This window comes from Streptomyces yaizuensis, assembly GCF_034961445.1.
Lineage (GTDB): Bacteria > Actinomycetota > Actinomycetes > Streptomycetales > Streptomycetaceae > Streptomyces > Streptomyces yaizuensis.
The window spans coordinates 1-16,990 of the sequence record NZ_BSBI01000026.1 but is presented as its reverse complement, the minus strand read 5'-3'; the positions used below and the strand labels follow the sequence as shown (position 1 = coordinate 16,990).

The window sequence follows — 16,990 nt, the reverse complement described above, 5'->3', positions numbered from 1 at the left end:
CGTCCTCGGCGCAGCCGTCCTCGTCTGCGCCTGTACCGTCCTCTTCCTGCGCCGGAGGAGGAGCGGCCGTGGCTGACGCCCTGTGGCCCGGCGAGCAGCTGATCGCCGCCGCCCGGGACGGCGACGGAGAAGCCATCACCGCGCTGGTGTCCGGGTCGCATCCGCATGTGCGGCGGTTCGCGCACTCCCTGTGCGCCACACCGCAGGACGCCGAGGACGCGGCGCAGGAGGCGCTGATCATCCTGTACCGGAGGATCGGGATGCTGCGGGCCTCCGGAGCCCTGGCGTCCTGGATGTTCCGGATCGTGCGGAACGAGTGTCTGCGCCGGGCCAGGTCGGCGCTCCGGCATCCCGAGCCGGTCCCGGACGCCGCGCTCCCGTCGTTCGAGGACGAGGTGCTGCGGCGGCTGGAGGCGGAGCTGGTCGCGCGGGCGATCGCCGCTCTCCCCGCCGACCAGCGGCGGGTGCTGATCATGCGGGACATCCAGGGGTACAGCGGGCGGATGACCGCCGACGCCCTCGGGCTCAGTACCGCCGCGATGAAGTCACGGCTGCACCGGGCCCGTGACGCCGTCCGGCAGGCGCTGCGGCCGGAGGACGGGGCACTTCGGGGGAATGGTGGCTCCGATGCGTGAGGCAGGGAACTTCTCCAGCGCGTCCCTGCCCCGGCATCTGGCGCGCGGCGCCGCCGGTTTCGGCTCGCTCGCCGCCTCGGTGCTCCTGCTGCCCGCGACGGGCCCGGTGAGTCTGCTGCTGGCCCCGGTGGGTCTGCTGGTGCTGCGCGGCTGCCCGCTGTGCTGGACGTTCGGCCTGGTGCAGACCGTGTCCCGGGGCAGGCTGCGGCGGGAGTGCCGGGACGGCCGGTGCGAGTTGACCGCTGTCCCGGCGGAGGGGGACACGCCGCATCCGGGGTCCGGTACGCCGGAGGACGGCCGCAGGCCCCCGGCGTCGACGGGCCACGGCACCGGCGGCGTACGGGGGCCACGCGCATGAAGGGATCCCGGGACGACGGGGAGGCTCGGTACGCGCCCCGTGCCGGCGTGCGCACACCGGCCCCTCTCTCGTTCCCGGGGTATCGGGTTCGCGGCCCGCCGCCTGATGACCCTGGAGAGCCGTACCGGACCGTCGTCCGTTCCTGTCGACCCGGGCAACTCCGGTGTCATTGACGTGTTCTGGTCCGGCCGCGCACCGGAGAGGGGGCCCGGTGGTCGCAGGCCTGGCCGGCCGGTGACGCGACGCCCTGTATCTTGGCCCGGTGGTAGGTGCAGTGGTGGACGGCGAAGGCGCGAGCGGCCGACGGATCCGTGGGCTGGACGCCGAGGAGCGGCGGGCCAGGCGGCGCGAGGATCTGTTGGACTCGGGGTTGGAGCTGTTCTCCGCCCAGGGTTATCAGGACACCTCGATCGAGCAGATCTGCAAGCACGCCTATGTCGGCACCAAGAGCTTCTACGAGGTCTTCACCGGCAAGGAGGCCCTGTACCTGGCGCTGCTCGACCGTATCGTCGCGGTGGTGACCGGGCGTCTCACGTCGGCGCTCGACGGTCTGGACGAGGGGCGGGACGAGGGTGCGGCCGCGCGGGCCCTGATCCGGCACTTCGCGGACGCCTTCGTGGAGGACGTACGGGTGGCGCGGGTGACCTTCGGCGAGGGCCGTGCCGTGACGCCGCTGGCCGAGGCGCACCGCCGTACCAACCGCCGGTGGGCGGCCGCCTTCGTCGAGACGGCGTGGCAGCGGCTCGGTGTCGCGGCGGGACCGCACGCGCGGGCGGTGGCCATGGGGCTGATCGGCGGGCTCTTCGACATCATCGCCGACTGGCTCCTGGATGCCGACACCGGCCGGCCGGCCGATCGCTCCCTGCTCCAGGACGGGCTCGACCGCTTCTACACCGTGGTCAGCTCCGGTCTCACCGCCTCCTGAGACGCCGTCACTCCTGCCCGCCCGCGAGGGTGGAGCACCTCTGTGGAACGCCCGTGGGGCCATCGCGCCGTATCCGCCGCTCTTTTTGGAAACGATGCCTTGTTCATAACAAGGGCACGTGCTCTACTTCCGGGTAACCTTCCCGTGAGCAAGGAGTCGCCCCATGGCCAAGCTCCGCACGTTCCTGATAACCCTCGTGCTGTCCGCACTCGCTTCCACGACCCTGACCACGACGGCATCGGCCGATGCGCCGCCCCGGTCGGGGTGGAACAACTGGTCCTGCCGGCCCAGCACCGCCCACCCCGAACCGGTGGTCCTCGTCCACGGCCTCGGCGCCAACGGCTGGGACAACTTCCTGACCCTGGCCCCCGCGCTCCGCTCGGCCGGCTACTGCGTCTACTCGGAGACGTACGGCAAAACCGTGCTGGGCGGCCTGGCCGGCGGGCTCGCCCCCATGGCGGAGAGCGCCGCCGAGGTGGGCGCGTTCGTCGAGCGCGTGCGCACCACGACCGGGGCGGCGAAGGTCGACATCGTCGGCCACTCCGAGGGGACCACCGTCCCCGCGTACTACATGAAGCACCTGGGCGGCGCCACGAAGGTCGACGACTTCGTCGGTTTCGGCTCCAACTTCCGTGGCACCACCCTGAACGGCCTGGCGACGCTGGCCGCCGCGCTCAAGCTCCAGGGCCTGCTGACCGGCGTCGGCTGCGGCGCCTGTACGGACTACCTGCCGGGCTCGGCGTTCCTCGCCAAGCTCAACGACGGCCCCGTCGCCGTACCCGGGCCGACGTACACCAGCATCGTCACCCGCTACGACACCGTCGTCACGCCGTACACCAGCGGCCTGCTCACGGGGGACGGTGTCACCAACATCGTGCTCCAGGACAAGTGCGGTCTGGACTCGGCCGGCCATCTCGGCCTGGCCATCGACCCGAACATCACCCAGCTCGTCCTCAACCGGCTCGATCCCGAACACTCCAAGCCGTTCCGGTGCCGCTTCTTCACCACCATCGGCATCTGACACACGGCATCCGATCCGGCACACGGCCCGCGCCCACAGGCCGGCGTCCGTGGCCGCATCCCCGCGCACCGCGCAGATCACGCCCTTCGGTGGGTTTTCGGCCAACTCCCCTTCCGTGATCAACTGTTGCGCGGGGCTCCTCGGTCCTCACCGGTGACCGTCCCACCGGGGCGCACCGGGTCGGCCCCCGTGGCCCGCGCCCGTGGCCCCCTCGGGATTCCGACCAGAGTGAGGAGTATCCCGTGGCGGTACGAACAGGTGCGCGCGAACGGACGGGCGCACGGACACGGACCACCCGGGCGGCGGTGGTGGGAGCGCTCACGGCGGCCGTCGCCGCGACCGTTCTCGCCACCCCGGCCGCGGCCGGGCCGGCAGCCGCGCCCGACCCCGGCCCGCGGTACGACGCCACCCAGCGTGCGCTGGACGACCTCGTCCGGCAGGGTGCCCCCGGGGTCATCGCCCAGGTGCGCACCGGGGACCGGGTGTGGAACGGCGTCTCGGGTGTCGCCGACCGCACCACCGGCGAGCCCAGGACAGCGAACGAGCGCTTCCGTATCGCCAGCATCACCAAGACCTTCGTGGCGGCGGTCCTGCTCGATCAGGAGGCCGACGGGCTGCTCAGCCTGGACGACACGGTGGAGAAGTGGCTGCCCGGCGTCGTCCGGGGGAACGGCAACGACGGCCGGGCGATCACCGTACGGCAGTTGCTCAACCACAGCAGCGGGCTGCGCGAGTACATGAGCGACCCGGAGTACCGGCGGAAGTTCTTCACCAAGGAGTATCTGAAGAGCCGTTACGAGACCTGGGCACCGCTGCGGACCGTGGGCGTGGGGCTGGCCCACCGGCCGGACTTCGCCCCGGGCGACCGTCACGCCTACTCCAACACCGGCTATGTGCTCGCGGGAATGATCATCGAGAAGGTCAGCGGGAACTCCTACGCCCGCGAGGTCCGCGAGCGCGTCCTGAAGCCCCTCGGGCTGCGTCACACCACCCTGCCCGGGGACAGGGTGACGATTCCGGGGCCGCACCCCCGGATGTACTCGTTCCTCAGCGAGGACCCGGGCGCGACCGAGGTCCACGACGTGACCGAGCAGAACGCCTCCCAGGCCTTCGGCGACGGCGACATCATCTCCACGACGGGCGACGTCAACCGGTTCCTCCGGGGGCTGCTGACGGGCGGGCTGCTGCCGCCGAGGCAGCTGGCCGCGATGAAGGCGATGCTGCCCAACTCCGGCCCCGTCGGGGGATACGAGGGGTACGGCCTCGGCCTCTACCGCTATCGCACCAGCTGTGGCACCACGGTCTACGGCCACAGCGGCGGAGCCGCGGGCGGCGGCAGCGAGGCCGTCGCCACGGAGGACGGCCGGCGCTCCGTCACGGTCAACGTCAACGCGGACTGGGCCTGGTCCGAGCACATCGTGGACTCGGTGTTCTGCGGAGGGCGCGGTAAGGGAGAGCGGTAGCCGGGGCGCCGGGTGCGCCTTGCCGCACCCGGCGCACGGGCCACGAACGGCGTACTGCGTGGGCCCGGGGCGGCCTCCTGTGCTCGCCCACGACGGGCGTGGCGTGCGAGGGCGTTCCCGCCCGACCTGCCGCACGCGCCCCGTCGTGCCTCCGCACGGAACGCTCGGCCCCGGAGGAGAATCGTCGGAATCGGACGCCTCTGATCCGTCACAGGTCCCTCGGATGAATCCGGTGATCAGCCAAGACTCCGAGAGAAGGGATTCCCCTCATGAAGGTCGTCGTCATCGGCGGTACCGGACTCATCGGCTCCAAGCTGGTCCCCGCACTCGGCGAGAACGGTCACGAGGCGGTGGCGGCCGCTCCCCGTACCGGCGTCGACACACTGACCGGCGAGGGGCTTGCCGAGGTTCTGGAGGGCGCCTCGGTCGTGGTCGATGTGTCGAACTCCCCCTCGTTCGAGGACGACGCCGTCATGGAGTTCTTCCGTACGTCGACCGCCAACCTCCTCAGGGCCGAGGCGGAGGCGGGTGTGACCCACCATGTCGCGCTCTCCGTGGTCGGCACCGAGCGGCTCCAGGAGAGCGGCTACTTCCGTGCCAAGCGGGCACAGGAGGAGCTGATCAAGGCGTCCGGGATGCCGTATTCCATCGTCCGTGCCACGCAGTTCTTCGAGTTCCTGGAGGGCATCGCGGCCGCGGCGACCGACGGTGACACCGTGCGGCTCGCCCCGGTGAAGATCCAGCCCATCCTCTCGGACGACGTGGCCGCCGCCGTGGGCCGTACCGCCGTCGGCTCCCCCGTCAACGGTGTGGTGGAGGTGGCCGGCCCGGACGCCTTCCAGCTGGACGTGCTCATCGGCCAGGGTCTCGCGGCCGGGAACGACCCGCGTACGGTCGTGACGGACCCGCACGCCCCGTACTTCGGTACCGAGTTGCAGGAGACCACGCTGCTTCCCGGCCCCGGCGCGCGTATCGCCGAGACCCGCTTCGCCGACTGGCTCGCCCAGCGGTCCTGAGCCACGCGGGGTGGCCCTGCCCCTGGGCCACTCCGAGCCAGCATCGACGCAGCTGTCCCGTGCCCCGTGCCCCGACACATCGGCTCCCGGGGGGACCCGCTCAGCCCGCGCGGAACAGCTCCAGCGCCCGGATGCCCACGTCCAGGGCCTCGTCCGGCTCCCGCACACAGCGCTGGAGATCGATGAAGCAGCTGTCCGCCCCGGACGTCCGCGCCGAGGTGAGGACGTCCGCGATGCTGTGTTCCGTGGAGCCGGGAGGCGGGTTGTACCGCAGATGGCGGCGGAGGGCATCGGGGTCCCGCCCTGCCCTGTCGGCGGCGGACCTGGCCACCTGCCACAGGGCCGCAGCGGCCTCGGACGGCGCGACGATACCGACCCAGCCCTGCGCCCGGCGGCCGACACGCTCCATCGCGGCCCGGCTGAATCCGCCCAGATACACGGGTGGACCGGACTGCTGGACCGGGCGCAGCCCGACGTACGAACGCGGAATGGTCCAGTGCGGTCCTTGGTGGCCGAAGGTGTCCTCGGTCCAGATGCCGTGGAGAATGTCCAGGATCTCGTCCAGCCGCGCCCCGCGCCGGGAGAAGTCGGCGTTGACCGCCGTGTATTCGTCGCGCAGCCACCCCACACCGAGCCCGACGTCCAGCCGGCCGTCGCTGAGCCGGTCGAGGGTGGTGAGCGAGCGGGCCAGCAACAGCGGCGGATACCAGGGCGCGTTGAGCGTGCTGGTGCCGAGCCGGGCGCGGCTGGTCGCCGCCGCGGCGACGGTGAGCACGGTCAGCGGGTCGAGGAAGGTGCGGAACTCCGGTGGGTAGGGGTCCTCCGGGGTGTGCCCCGGGTAGAGATCGCTCGGTGCGACCGGGGTGAGGGCCCGGTCTCCGACCCAGAGCGAGTCAAACCCCGCCGCCTCCGCGTCCCGGGCGAAGCCCGCGACCGCGGCCATGCGGGCATGGCTTCCGTACTGTGGCAGTGCGATCCCTGTGCGCATGGATCCATCCTGCGCGCGGGCCGGCTCCCGGGGCGGGCAGTTCACCGCGTGGTGTCGATCACACCCCTGTCGCGGGTGGGCACTCCGGCCTTGCCCCCAGCCGCTCGCACGGTACGTGCGGTACGCGCGCTCCCGTATCCGCCGCTCCCCCGGCCCCGGGCGGGCGGGGACGGGTTACGGGGTCGCACGGACGAGGCGGGCGGGCAGCGGTCCGGGGTTCAGGGTGAGTTGGGGCAGCCGGGGCAGGGGCCTGCCGCCGGGCCGGAGCCGCAGATCCCCGTGGGAGAGGATGCTCGCGAGCAGCAGAGTGCCCTGGAGGAGGGCGAACTCGTCGCCGATGCACCGACGGGCTCCGGCGCCGAAGGCGAGGAAGAGCGGTGACGGCGCGGAGTCGCCCGGGCCGGGGCGCCAGCGGTCCGGGTCGAAGGTGTCGGGGTCGGCATGTTCGCCGGGCAGGTGGTGCAGGAGATAGGGGCTGTACGCGAGGGTGGTGCCCCGGGGCAGGAAGTACCCGCCGAGGCGGGTGTCCTCCTCGGCCTGCCGGGTGAGGAACCAGCCGGGCGGGCAGAGGCGGAGCGTTTCGGTCAGGGTCCGCCGGGTGTACTCCAGCCGGGGCAGGTCGTCCCAGGTGGCGGTGCGGCCCCCGAGGACGGTGGCGATCTCCTCCGTCAGACGACGGTGGACGTGGGGGTGGAGCGTGCTGAAGCGGACGGCCCAGCACACGGCGCCCGCGGTGGTCTCGGTGCCCGCCACGTAGAAGGTGACGGCGTGATCGATCAGCTCCTCGTCGCTGAACGCCCCGCTGCCGTCCGGAGTCCGGGCACTCAGCAGCAGGGACAGCAGTCCGTCCCCGTATCCGCCGGACGCGTCGGGGTTGTCGGAGGCGTCGGAGGCGTCGGAGCAGGATTTCCGGGCGCGGTATCCGGCGATCAGCTCGCCCATGGTCCGGCGGGCGTGGGACGCGGCCCGCGCATGGCGGCGGTTCCCCAAAGTGGGCAGCCGGCACAGGGGCTCCGGCAGCAGGCTGCGCCGGAAGACGCCCGCCATCAGCTCGTGGAGATCCGCAGCGAGGGAGGAGTGGACGGCCGGATCGAGATCGGCGCCGAAGACGGTCGCGACCAGGGCGTCAGCCGTGATCCGGCGGGTCTCCCGGGTGAGGTCCACGGTCCGGCCCTCCGGCCAGGAGCTGATCATGGCGTCCGTCCGGTCGGCCATGATCCGTGCGTAGCCGGGGAAGTGCCGCTGGTGGAAAGCCGGTTGGACGAGTCGTCGCCGCTGCCGGTGCTCCGCTGCGGGGCAGGTGGCGAGCCCGGTGCCGCCGACCTCCCGCAATCGCCGGTAGAGCGGCCCGCCCTTGTCGAAGACCCGGTCGTGCAGCAGCAGCGTACGGGTGAGTTCCGGGTCGCAGACCACCACCAGCCGCGTGCTGCCGAGCCGGATCTCGACCAGCTCGCCGTGGGCGGGGAGTGTCCGTACGAACGCCAGTGGCGCGCGGACGAAGCGCGCCAGATGCCCCAGCCCCGGCAGTGCCCCCGGCGCCACCGCCACCGTCGGATGGTGTGCCATGACGATCCTCCCCTGCTCCGAGCGCGCGGTGGACTGTCGAGGGACGGATCGTCGCACCCGTGCGGGAGTCGCGCAACGGGTCGCGGGCACACCGGCCGGATGCCGTGCCGCCCCCGTTCCTCCCCTCCGTCCGGGGCGGTCCCGGCCCCCGGCGAGTGGCCTCGGGCTCGAACGGGTGGCCGTTCGTTCCGGCGATCGGACGGTTCCCGTGCACTCCCGGCGTGGGCTCACCGTCTCTCCGCGCCTGCTCCGGGTCGAGGTGGCCCCGACGGCCCCGGCAGTCCCGACGGCGCTGTCGGCCCGGTCGGCCTCATCCGGTGGACACGGGCGGTGGCGCCGTGTGGACCGCGACGCCCACCGGGACCCGCTCGTCCACCGCTCTGATCACCGCCGCCACCGACTCCGGGCCCCAGCCCCCGTAGAGCTCGATCAGCTGAACGGAGGCCGCGAACTCGGCCGCGACGGCCGCCCCCGCGGCCGCCTCCGGTACGGCGACGAAGGTCGAGCTGCCCGCGCCCTCGGTGCGGACGAACCGGTCCGTTGCGGGGTCGGCGCCCGGCTGGACGTGGACGAAAAGGGCCCGCTGTGCCTCACCCGCGGTCGCGCGCTCCTTGTAGCGGGCGATGCCGATGAGGGATTCGAAGCCGTAGAGGACGGTGCCCACCCGGGCCCGGCCCCGGACGGCGGCCTCGACCTCGGCCACCCAGGGGTAGCCCGTCGCGCCGCACAACTCGACGGTGGTCACCCCCCGGTCCGCGTACTCGGCCGCGAGGACCGCGGCGGCGGCCGGGGTCGGCGCGGTGAGGATGTGCGTGGCGGCGCCGTCGGGTCCGGTACGGACCGGAGCGGGGCCGGGCCCGCCGGCGTCCCCCGGCTCGCCGGACCTGAAGATGATCGCCGTGTCACCGGCCATGGTGTGTGCCTCCCTGTCGGGTGGCGCCGCCGACGTGCCGTCGGCCGCCCCGTTCGCAGCTCCGTGCCCTCGGTCTCTCCACCGTTCCAACGTTCCCTGCCGGGGGGGGGCATTCCCCGGCGGAGGTCCCACGGTCCGGCTGCCCCCCCCAGGGCCGGCACCGCGCAACGGCCGGCAAGGCCCCGGCCTGCGGGGCAATGGCGCCCGCGGGCGGGATCGAGGGCTGTGCCAGAGTGGCCGCATGACGTGGAACGGTGACGACTACCAGGCCCGCTTCGACCGTATCGCCGCCGAAGGAGGGGATGTCCACGGCGAGGCGGCGCTGGTGCGCTCCTTCGGTCCCGCCACCGTCCTCGACGCGGGCTGCGGCACCGGCCGGGTGGCCATCGAGCTGGCCCGCCACGGGATCGCCGTGACGGGTGTGGACATGGACGCGTCCATGCTCGCCACCGCCCGGCGCCTGGCACCGGGGATCACCTGGCACCGGCACGACCTGGCCGGCCTCGACCTGGGGCAGTCGTTCGACGTGGTGGTGATGGCGGGCAACGTCCCCCTGTTCACCCCGCCGGGGACGGAACCGGCGCTGGTGGCCGGGGTCGCACGGCATGTCCGGCCGGACGGGCGTCTCGTCGCGGGCTTCTCCCTGGACCGCGGATACACCCTGGACGACTACGACGCCCACTGCCGCGCGGCGGGGCTGCTCCTCGACGTCAGGTACGCGACCTGGTCCCGCGACCCCTACACCGGCGGGGAGTACGCCGTCTCGGTGCACCGCCGGCCCTGATCGCCGGCAGCGGTCGCAGACAGCGGTCGCCCCAGCGCCGGTACCCGCAAGGGAGTGTCGCCCGGCTCCGTGAGCGCATCGCCGCTGTCGGACGTCCCGCGGCGGAGAGCGGTGGGAACCGGCCCGCGCGTACGCCGTGACCCGTGCCGTCGCCGAGCACCCCGGCGCCGTGGTCGCCCTGGGCGCGGGCCACACCAGTTACACGGACCCCGGGCACCCGGCCACGGTCCGTGCCGCGCCGGGGCGTTGCCGTGACGTGATCCACGTCCTGCCCTTCCCCGACCGCGCGCTCTCGCCGGCCGCCCTCCGCCACCGCTGCGCCACGGACAAGGGACGGTCCTGGATCGTCGACGGGCACGACTTCCTCGCCCACCGGCTGGACGACCCCGGCACCCGGGGGTTGGCGACACGGACGATCCACACCGGGGACGAGACCCCCGCACGGAGCACGGAGCACGGAGCACGGAGCACGGTACGACTGCTCGCCCGCATCTGAGCGGGACGGGCGCGGCTACGATCCGGTCGGCCCCGCAGGCAGTTTCTGGAACCCCCTGTCCCGCCGTGCGCAGCCAGCTTCTGGGCCGCCGGGGCCACGCCGTGCGCAGGCGGGGGCAGGACGCCGGGGCATCCGGGCATCACGGGAGGGCACGCGGGGCCGGCTCATGTATCCCGTCAGCGCGCACGGGGCTGCCGACCGGGAGGTCGCCGTCCTGGCCGGGGTCCGGGAGCAGCACCGCGACACCGGCCGAGGCAGGCTCCTCCCGCTCCCGGGGCGACGCGGGTGAGCCGTACCAATCTCGATGCTCAGCCGCGAATGGCGTCATCATCTTCCGTTTTCCGCGGTCCGGCTGCCAGCATCTGCGCACACCACCACACGAGGGCCGGACAAGGAGAAAACATGACACGACGCAGACGGGCCGGCTCCCTCGCCGCCCTGGCTCTCGCCGTCTTCCTGACCGTTTCCTGCGGGCGTTCGGACCAGGCAGGAGGCGCCTCGGGCGCGGGCGCCCCCGCCGCCACGGGCAGGAGCGCGGCCGACCTGCTGCCGGCCGATCTGAAGAAGAAGGGCGTCCTGCGGGTCGCCACCGCCGTCGGCTACCCGCCCATGGAGATGTACAAGCCGGGCACGACCGAGCTGACGGGTGTCGATCCCGACCTGGCCCAGGCCGTCGCGGACCGGCTCGGGCTCCGGCTCTCGCTCACCAACGCCGCCTTCGACGGGCTGATCCCCGGTCTGACGTCCGGACGGTTCGACCTGGTGATGTCGTCGATGACCGACAGTCCGGAGCGCCGCAGGGCCGTGGACTTCGTCGACTACTTCCGCACCGGTGGCGTGATCATGACGAAGAAGGGCAACCCGGAGGGCATCAAGACCCTGGCGGACCTGTGCGGGAAGGCGGTCGTCCTCGCCAAGGGCAGTTCCAACCTGGCCATCGGCCAGAAGCAGAACGCCGAGTGCGGCGACAGGATGCGGATCTCGCAGAGCGAGGACGCCCCGACCGGTCTGCTCCAGATCGACAGCGGGCGGGCGGTGGCGACCATTGTCGACTATCCCGTCGCCGCGATGTTCGTGAAGGAGAAGGGGACGTACGAGGTGCTGCCGGACCAGTACGGCACGGCGCCCTGGGGCATCGCCGTCGCGAAGGACAGGAGTGGTGTGCGTGACGCCGTCCGCCAGGCGCTCCAGGAACTCATCGACGACGGCGGCTACCGGAAGATCCTCGACTCCTACGGGGTCGGCGGCAGTGCCGTGTCCGAGGCGACCGTCAACGACGGCGCGTGAGGCGGGGTACCGGGATGACACAGCTCAGAAAAAACGATTCTTCAGGCGCTTCCCCGCAGGACGCGGCCCGGGTGCGCACGGCGGAACCCGGCACCGGTGCCGGGCCGTACGGGGGCGGCGACGACAGCCTCGCCCTCACGGTGACGGGCCGGCCGCGCCCCGGGCGCTGGGCGGCCGTCCTCGCCGCCCTGTTCCTGGCCGTCTGGCTGGCGTACACCGTCGTCGTCAATCCCCATCTGCACTGGGACATCGTCGTCGAGTACCAGTTCGACGAGCGGATTCTCCGGGGTCTGTGGGTGACGGTCCAGCTCACCCTGATCTCGATGGCCGTCGGCATCGTCATCGGCGTGGTCGTCGCGGTGATGCAGCTCTCCGAGAGCCCGGTGCTCCGGGTGATCGCCGGGGCCTACACCTGGTTCTTCCGGGGCACGCCCCTGCTGGTCCAGCTGATTCTCTGGTTCAATCTCGCGCTGCTGTTCCCGGTGATCGGCATCGGTGTCCCCTTCGACGGCCCCAAGCTGGTGGAGTGGCAGACCAACGCGGTCATCACCGGCTTCGTCGCCGCCCTCCTCGGGCTCTCCATCAACGAGGGCGCCTATCTGGCGGAGATCGTGCGCGCCGGCATCCAGAGCGTGGACCCCGGCCAGCGCGAGGCGGGCGCCTCCCTCGGCATGTCGAACCGGCGGATCCTCACCCGCGTCGTCCTCCCGCAGGCGATGCGCGTGATCATCCCGCCGTTCGGCAACCAGTTCATCTCCATGCTCAAGACCACGTCCCTGGTCTCGGTGATCGCGGGGTCCGACCTCATGACCGTCTCCCAGCATCTGTACCTGGCCAACTTCGAGGTCGTCGCGCTGCTGATCGTCGCCTCCGTCTGGTATCTCGTCCTGACCACCGTCGCCAGCGTCGCGCAGTACTTCATCGAGCGGCACTACGACCCGGGCGCCGCGTCGATGCGCCGCCGGGTCCTGACCAACCTCGTGCCCGGCCGCACCGGCAAGGGAGCCGCAGCGTGAACGACATCGTCCTGCGGGCCCGTGGGGTACGGAAGCGGTTCGGCGACAGCGAGGTGCTCAAGGGCGTCGACCTCGATGTCGCCGCCGGCGAGGTGCTCTGCGTCATCGGGCCCTCCGGCTCCGGCAAGTCCACCCTGCTGCGGTGCTTCAACCACCTGGAGAGGATCGACGCGGGCCGTGTCCTGGTCGGCGGCGAACTCGTCGGCTACGAGCCGTACGGACCCTCCGGGAGCGTGCTGCGCGAGCGGCGGCCCCGCGACATCCGACGGCAGCGCGAGCGCATCGGCATGGTCTTCCAGCGCTTCCACCTCTTCCCCCACCGCACGGCGGTGCAGAACGTGATGGAGGGCCCCGTCGTCGTCAAGCGCCGCCCCCGGGCGGAGGCGGAGCGGCAGGCCCGGGGACTTCTCGCCCGGGTCGGCCTCGCCGACCGCGCGGACCACTACCCGGGGCAGCTCTCCGGCGGCCAGCAGCAGCGTGTCGCCATCGCCCGTGCCCTCGCCATGGAGCCCACCCTGATGCTCTTCGACGAACCCACGTCGGCGCTCGACCCCGAACTCGTCGGCGAGGTCCTCGGCGTCATGCGCGACCTGGCCCGCAGCGGAATGACGATGATCGTGGTCACCCACGAGATGGGCTTCGCCCGCGAGGTCGCCGACCGGGTCCTCTTCCTGGATCAGGGGGCCGCCGTCGAGGAGGGGCCCCCGGAGCAGGTGTTCGGTGACCCGCGGCAGGAGCGCACGCGGGCCTTCCTGTCGACGGTGCTGTGATGCGCGGCCCCCTGCCCCGTACTCCGGCTCCCGCCGTCCGCCGGCCCGCGTACGACCTCCTGCTCCGGGGCGGCGTCCTCGTCGACGGCACCGGGGCCCCCGGTCGGGCGGCCGACATCGCCGTCGCCGGCGGGCGGGTCACCGTCCTGCCGCCGGGCACACGCGACGGCGGCGCCGTGGCCGCCGACGTCATCGATGTGGCGGGACGGGTCGTGGCCCCCGGTTTCATCGATGTGCACACCCACTCCGACGCCCTGGCCGCGCACCACGGGGACCACGGGGACCACGGGGACCATCGCGGGGACGAGGACGACCTGGCGGCGCTGCGGCTCGCGCCGCTGCTCCAGGGGGTGACGACCGAGATCGCGGGCAACTGCGGCAGCAGCCTCTTCCCCGCGCTCCCCGAGCGGCTGCCCGGGCTCGCCGAGCACGTCCGGGTCACCTTCGGCCTGGGACGCGTCCCGCCCGCCGAGGACTTCGAGGGCTTCGCCGCCGGGCAGGACCCCGCCAGGCGCCGCACCCACATCGCCTCGCTCGTCGGACACGGCACCCTGCGCGCGGGCGTGATGGGCTTCGCGGACCGCCCTGCCACCGGGGCCGAACTGCGGGCCATGTGCGCGCTCCTGGACCGGTCCCTCGCCCAGGGCGCCGCCGGGCTCTCCACCGGGCTGATCTACCCTCCCGGCGGATACGCGGACACCGGGGAGCTGGTGGCGCTCGCCCGGGTCGCGGCCCGGCACGGCAAGCCGTACGTGACCCATCTGCGCGACGAGATGTCCCAGGTGGAGACCGCGCTGGAGGAGGCCCTGGAGATCGCCCGCCGCTCCGGCGCACCGCTCCAGATCTCCCACCACAAGACCGCCGGACGCCACGGATGGGGTGCCACCCTGCGCACCCTGCCCCGGTTGGAGCGCGCGCGGGCCGACGGGATCGACGTCCTGTGCGACGTCTACCCGTACACGGCGGGCAGTACGGTCCTGCACGCCCTGCTGCCGCCCTGGGTGAACGAGGGCGGGATCCGCGCCCTGCTCGAACGGCTGCCCGTGCCCGAGGTCCGCGACCGGATCCGGCGCTCGATCGCCGAGGGTGTCGACGGCTGGGAGAACACCGTCGGCAACGGCGGCTGGGACCTGATCAGCGTCGCCGCCGCACCCCGTCATCCCGCCGCCGCAGGCCGGCGGATCGCCGACCTGGCACACGCGCGCGGCGTCGACCCGGTGGAGTACGTCTGCGACCTGCTGCTCGCGGAGGGCGGCGAGGTGACCATCATCAGCCACTCCATGCGCGAGGACGACGTCCGCCGCGTGCTCGCCAGCCCGCTGGCGATGATCGGCTCGGACGGGGTGCCCAAGCCGGGCCGTCCGCACCCGCGCTGGGCGGGCAGCTTCGCCCGGGTCCTCGGCCACTACGGCCGCGACCGGGGCCTGTTCACCCTGGAGGACGCCGTGCACAGGATGACCGGCCGGCCGGCCCGCCGGTTCGGCCTCGCCGGGCGGGGCACCGTCCGCGACGGGGCCCACGCCGACCTGGTCGTCCTCGACCCGGACACGGTGTGCGACGGCGCCACCTTCGACCAGCCGCTCCTGGCGCCGGAGGGCATCGGCACGGTCGTGGTCGCGGGCCGGGTGGCGGTCCGCGACGGCCGCCCGACCGGGGAATGCGCCGGAGAGGTGGTGAGGGTGCCGTGACGCTGGCCCGTGTCGCGGCGGCGGCCCGCAGTGCCGCGGCGCTCCCGCTGGTGCTCGGTGTCGCCGCGATCGACGTGGACGACGGCCTGAGTGTGGGCGTCGACGACACCGTTGTCCTCCCGGTGGCCTCCGCCGCCAAGCTGTTGCTGCTCGCGGAGGTCGCCCGGCGCCTGGACACCGGCGTGTTGTCCCCGCGGCAGCCGGTCGCCGTCGCACCGGAGGACATCGCCTTCGGCACCGGTCTGCTGCACCGGCTGGGCCGCGACGGCTGGACCGTCGAGGACCTGTGCTGGCTGACCGCCTCCGTCAGCGACAACACCGCGACGAACGTCCTGCTGGGGCTGGTGGGTCCCGACGCGACGGCCCGCCTCGCCCGCGCCCTGCGGATCGGGGAGCTGACCGTGCACGACCGCATCCGCGACGTGCGCGGCCCGGGCGAGCCGCCGCTGTTCGCGACCGGCACCGCCCGGGCGCTCGCGGAACTCGTCGCGCACGCGGCCCGGGGCACCCTCGTCTCGCCCGGGGCATCACAGCGGCTGCTGCGGTGGATGCGGTCGGGTACGGACCACGGCCTGGCGCCCGCGCTGGTGGCGCACGACCCGTACGCCTCCTGCTTCCCCGAGCCGCTGCCCGGCGGCCTGCTGGTGGCCAACAAGACGGGGACCGACCGGGGGGTCCGCGCGGACGCGGGGGTCTTCATCGGGGCGCGCAGGATCGCGTACGCCGTGGTGGCGCACTGGGACACCGCGCTGGGGCACAGCACGGAACGGGCCGCGGTCCACGCCGTCCGGGAGGTCGGCCGGGCGCTGGCCGACTGCGCCGGGGTGCCGGGCGGCGGCTGACCGGCCCGATCGCCGGGCCTCCGGCGGTGACCGCGAAGGCGCGTGGCCGGGCGGGCCGTGCCGGGGCGGGGAGCGGGGAGTCCGCAGGGCCGGGGAACGGCCGGTGCCGGGCGGCGGGTACGCGCGTCTCCCGCCCGGTGTCCCCCCGGCCCGGTCCTGTCGTCACGCCCACTGCGCGCCCAGCAGCGCCCCCACCTCCCCGGCGGCCGACCGCAGATCGGCCAGGAAGGCCCGGAGCAGGGGGTTCTCGTTCGTCCGGCGGGTGGCGACCCCGATCCGCCGGTGCAGCCGGGGGTGGTCGAGGCGCAGCACGTGCACCCCGGCGGTGTCGCCGAGGCCGAGCGCCGGGACCAGGGCGATGCCCATGCCGGCGCGGGCGAGGTTGATGGTGACCTGGTAGTGGTCGCTGCGGCAGCGGACCCGTGGCAGGAAGCCCTCGGAGGCGCAGGCGCGCTCCAGCACCGGTTCGCCGGTGTGACCGCCGCGGGTGCCGATCCAGCTCTCGCCCTCCAGCTCGGCCAGCCGGACCACGGAGCGGCGGCCCAGCCGGTGCCGCAGGGGCACCACGATCAGCTGCGGCTCGTCGAAGAACATCTCCACGTCGACGGACGCCTGACGGCACCACGGGTCCAGGGGGTGCTCGAAGACGACCACCGCGTCCAGCCGGCCCGCCTCCAGGTCGGGCACCAGGTCGTGCGGCTGTCCCAGGATCAGTTCCAGCTCCACGTGGGGGCGGGCGGCGGCGAACGCGGACAGGGCCCGGGGCAGCAGCTCCAGGCCGGCGGAGGCGAAGAACCCGAGCCGCAGCACTCCGGCCTCCCCGGCCGAGTGCTCGCGCAGGTCGTCCCGCGCCACGGCCATCAGGTCGGCGATGGCCTGCGCGTGCTCGGCCAGCCGCCGTCCGGCGTCCGTCAGTCGCAGGCTCCGCGGGCCGCGCTCCACGAGCGCGACCCCGATCTCCTGTTCCAGGCGGGCGAGCTGATGGGAGACGGCCGAAGGACTCAGGTGGAGTGCCCCGGCCGCCGCCACGATGGTGCCCCTGCGGGCGATCTCCAGAAGGACGAGCAGACGGCCACTGTTCAGCATCGCGCCAGACTAGTGACCTGAGTCGGAGGTTTGTCGTTGGTTGGGGTGTGAGTCGTCCTGGACCGAAGATCCCGCCGTTGTCGTTGACCGATGCCCAGAGGGTGGTGCTGGAGGGCTGGGTCCGTCGTCGTTCGAC

Annotated in this window: 17 protein-coding genes; 13 read left to right on the top strand and 4 right to left on the bottom strand. The window is 73.2% G+C overall.

From position 1 onward, the window contains the following. Nucleotides 1-68 precede the first annotated feature (68 nt). From SYYSPA8_RS36755 to SYYSPA8_RS36730, 6 genes are all read left to right on the top strand, one after another. Nucleotides 69-635, top strand: a complete 567-nt coding sequence (locus SYYSPA8_RS36755; RefSeq protein WP_323451827.1) for an RNA polymerase sigma factor — start codon at nt 69-71, stop codon at nt 633-635. Further along, nucleotides 628-993 (top strand): hypothetical protein, encoded by a 366-nt coding sequence (locus tag SYYSPA8_RS36750; protein WP_407706167.1) that lies wholly within the window; start codon nt 628-630, stop codon nt 991-993. The genes SYYSPA8_RS36755 and SYYSPA8_RS36750 overlap by 8 nt, the downstream gene beginning before the upstream one ends. A gap of 262 nt (nt 994-1,255) precedes the next feature. Then, nucleotides 1,256-1,918: a TetR/AcrR family transcriptional regulator gene (locus SYYSPA8_RS36745; RefSeq protein ID WP_323451825.1), complete on the top strand. Its 663-nt coding sequence runs from the start codon at nt 1,256-1,258 to the stop codon at nt 1,916-1,918. 163 nt (nt 1,919-2,081) lie between these two features. Then, nucleotides 2,082-2,939, top strand: a complete 858-nt coding sequence (locus SYYSPA8_RS36740; RefSeq protein WP_323451824.1) for a lipase family alpha/beta hydrolase — start codon at nt 2,082-2,084, stop codon at nt 2,937-2,939. 242 nt (nt 2,940-3,181) lie between these two features. Further along, nucleotides 3,182-4,402: a serine hydrolase domain-containing protein gene (locus SYYSPA8_RS36735; RefSeq protein WP_323451823.1), complete on the top strand. Its 1,221-nt coding sequence runs from the start codon at nt 3,182-3,184 to the stop codon at nt 4,400-4,402. Between the two features lie 269 nt (nt 4,403-4,671). Continuing rightward, on the top strand, nt 4,672-5,418 hold the full coding sequence (locus tag SYYSPA8_RS36730; RefSeq protein WP_323451822.1) for an SDR family oxidoreductase: 747 nt from the start codon (nt 4,672-4,674) through the stop codon (nt 5,416-5,418). A gap of 100 nt (nt 5,419-5,518) precedes the next feature. Here the strand turns inward: SYYSPA8_RS36730 and SYYSPA8_RS36725 are convergent, their stop codons facing one another. The 3 genes from SYYSPA8_RS36725 to SYYSPA8_RS36715 form a co-directional block, all read right to left on the bottom strand. Continuing rightward, nucleotides 5,519-6,406, bottom strand: coding sequence for a TIGR03619 family F420-dependent LLM class oxidoreductase (locus tag SYYSPA8_RS36725; RefSeq protein ID WP_323451821.1), 888 nt, complete (start codon nt 6,404-6,406; stop codon nt 5,519-5,521). A gap of 174 nt (nt 6,407-6,580) precedes the next feature. Further along, nucleotides 6,581-7,972, bottom strand: a complete 1,392-nt coding sequence (locus tag SYYSPA8_RS36720) for a cytochrome P450 (protein WP_323451820.1) — start codon at nt 7,970-7,972, stop codon at nt 6,581-6,583. 310 nt (nt 7,973-8,282) lie between these two features. Beyond that, nucleotides 8,283-8,885: a DUF6506 family protein gene (locus SYYSPA8_RS36715; RefSeq protein WP_323451819.1), complete on the bottom strand. Its 603-nt coding sequence runs from the start codon at nt 8,883-8,885 to the stop codon at nt 8,283-8,285. Between the two features lie 241 nt (nt 8,886-9,126). On the opposite strand from SYYSPA8_RS36715, the gene SYYSPA8_RS36710 reads away from it, so the two are divergent. The 7 genes from SYYSPA8_RS36710 (at nt 9,127) to SYYSPA8_RS36680 (ending at nt 15,768) form a co-directional block, all read left to right on the top strand. Further along, nucleotides 9,127-9,669, top strand: coding sequence for a class I SAM-dependent DNA methyltransferase (locus SYYSPA8_RS36710; protein ID WP_323451818.1), 543 nt, complete (start codon nt 9,127-9,129; stop codon nt 9,667-9,669). A gap of 136 nt (nt 9,670-9,805) precedes the next feature. Then, nucleotides 9,806-10,165, top strand: a complete 360-nt coding sequence (locus tag SYYSPA8_RS36705; protein ID WP_323451817.1) for a hypothetical protein — start codon at nt 9,806-9,808, stop codon at nt 10,163-10,165. A gap of 402 nt (nt 10,166-10,567) precedes the next feature. Beyond that, nucleotides 10,568-11,452 (top strand): ABC transporter substrate-binding protein, encoded by an 885-nt coding sequence (locus tag SYYSPA8_RS36700; protein WP_323451816.1) that lies wholly within the window; start codon nt 10,568-10,570, stop codon nt 11,450-11,452. A gap of 71 nt (nt 11,453-11,523) precedes the next feature. Next, a complete protein-coding gene (locus tag SYYSPA8_RS36695) occupies nt 11,524-12,468 on the top strand; it encodes an amino acid ABC transporter permease (RefSeq protein WP_323451815.1) in 945 nt (314 codons plus the stop codon). Beyond that, the gene (locus SYYSPA8_RS36690; RefSeq protein ID WP_323451814.1) at nt 12,465-13,238 is read left to right on the top strand and encodes an amino acid ABC transporter ATP-binding protein; all 774 of its coding nucleotides are present in this window, start codon (nt 12,465-12,467) and stop codon (nt 13,236-13,238) included. Before SYYSPA8_RS36695 ends, SYYSPA8_RS36690 begins: the two co-directional genes overlap by 4 nt. Further along, nucleotides 13,238-14,926 (top strand): N-acyl-D-amino-acid deacylase family protein, encoded by a 1,689-nt coding sequence (locus SYYSPA8_RS36685; protein ID WP_323451813.1) that lies wholly within the window; start codon nt 13,238-13,240, stop codon nt 14,924-14,926. Before SYYSPA8_RS36690 ends, SYYSPA8_RS36685 begins: the two co-directional genes overlap by 1 nt. Beyond that, nucleotides 14,923-15,768, top strand: coding sequence for a serine hydrolase (locus tag SYYSPA8_RS36680; RefSeq protein WP_323451812.1), 846 nt, complete (start codon nt 14,923-14,925; stop codon nt 15,766-15,768). The genes SYYSPA8_RS36685 and SYYSPA8_RS36680 overlap by 4 nt, the downstream gene beginning before the upstream one ends. A gap of 162 nt (nt 15,769-15,930) precedes the next feature. Here SYYSPA8_RS36680 and SYYSPA8_RS36675 read toward each other — a convergent pair whose 3' ends face one another. Next, entirely contained in the window at nt 15,931-16,854 is a 924-nt protein-coding gene (locus tag SYYSPA8_RS36675) for a LysR family transcriptional regulator (protein WP_323451811.1), read from the bottom strand. Nucleotides 16,855-16,990: the final 136 nt, after the last annotated feature.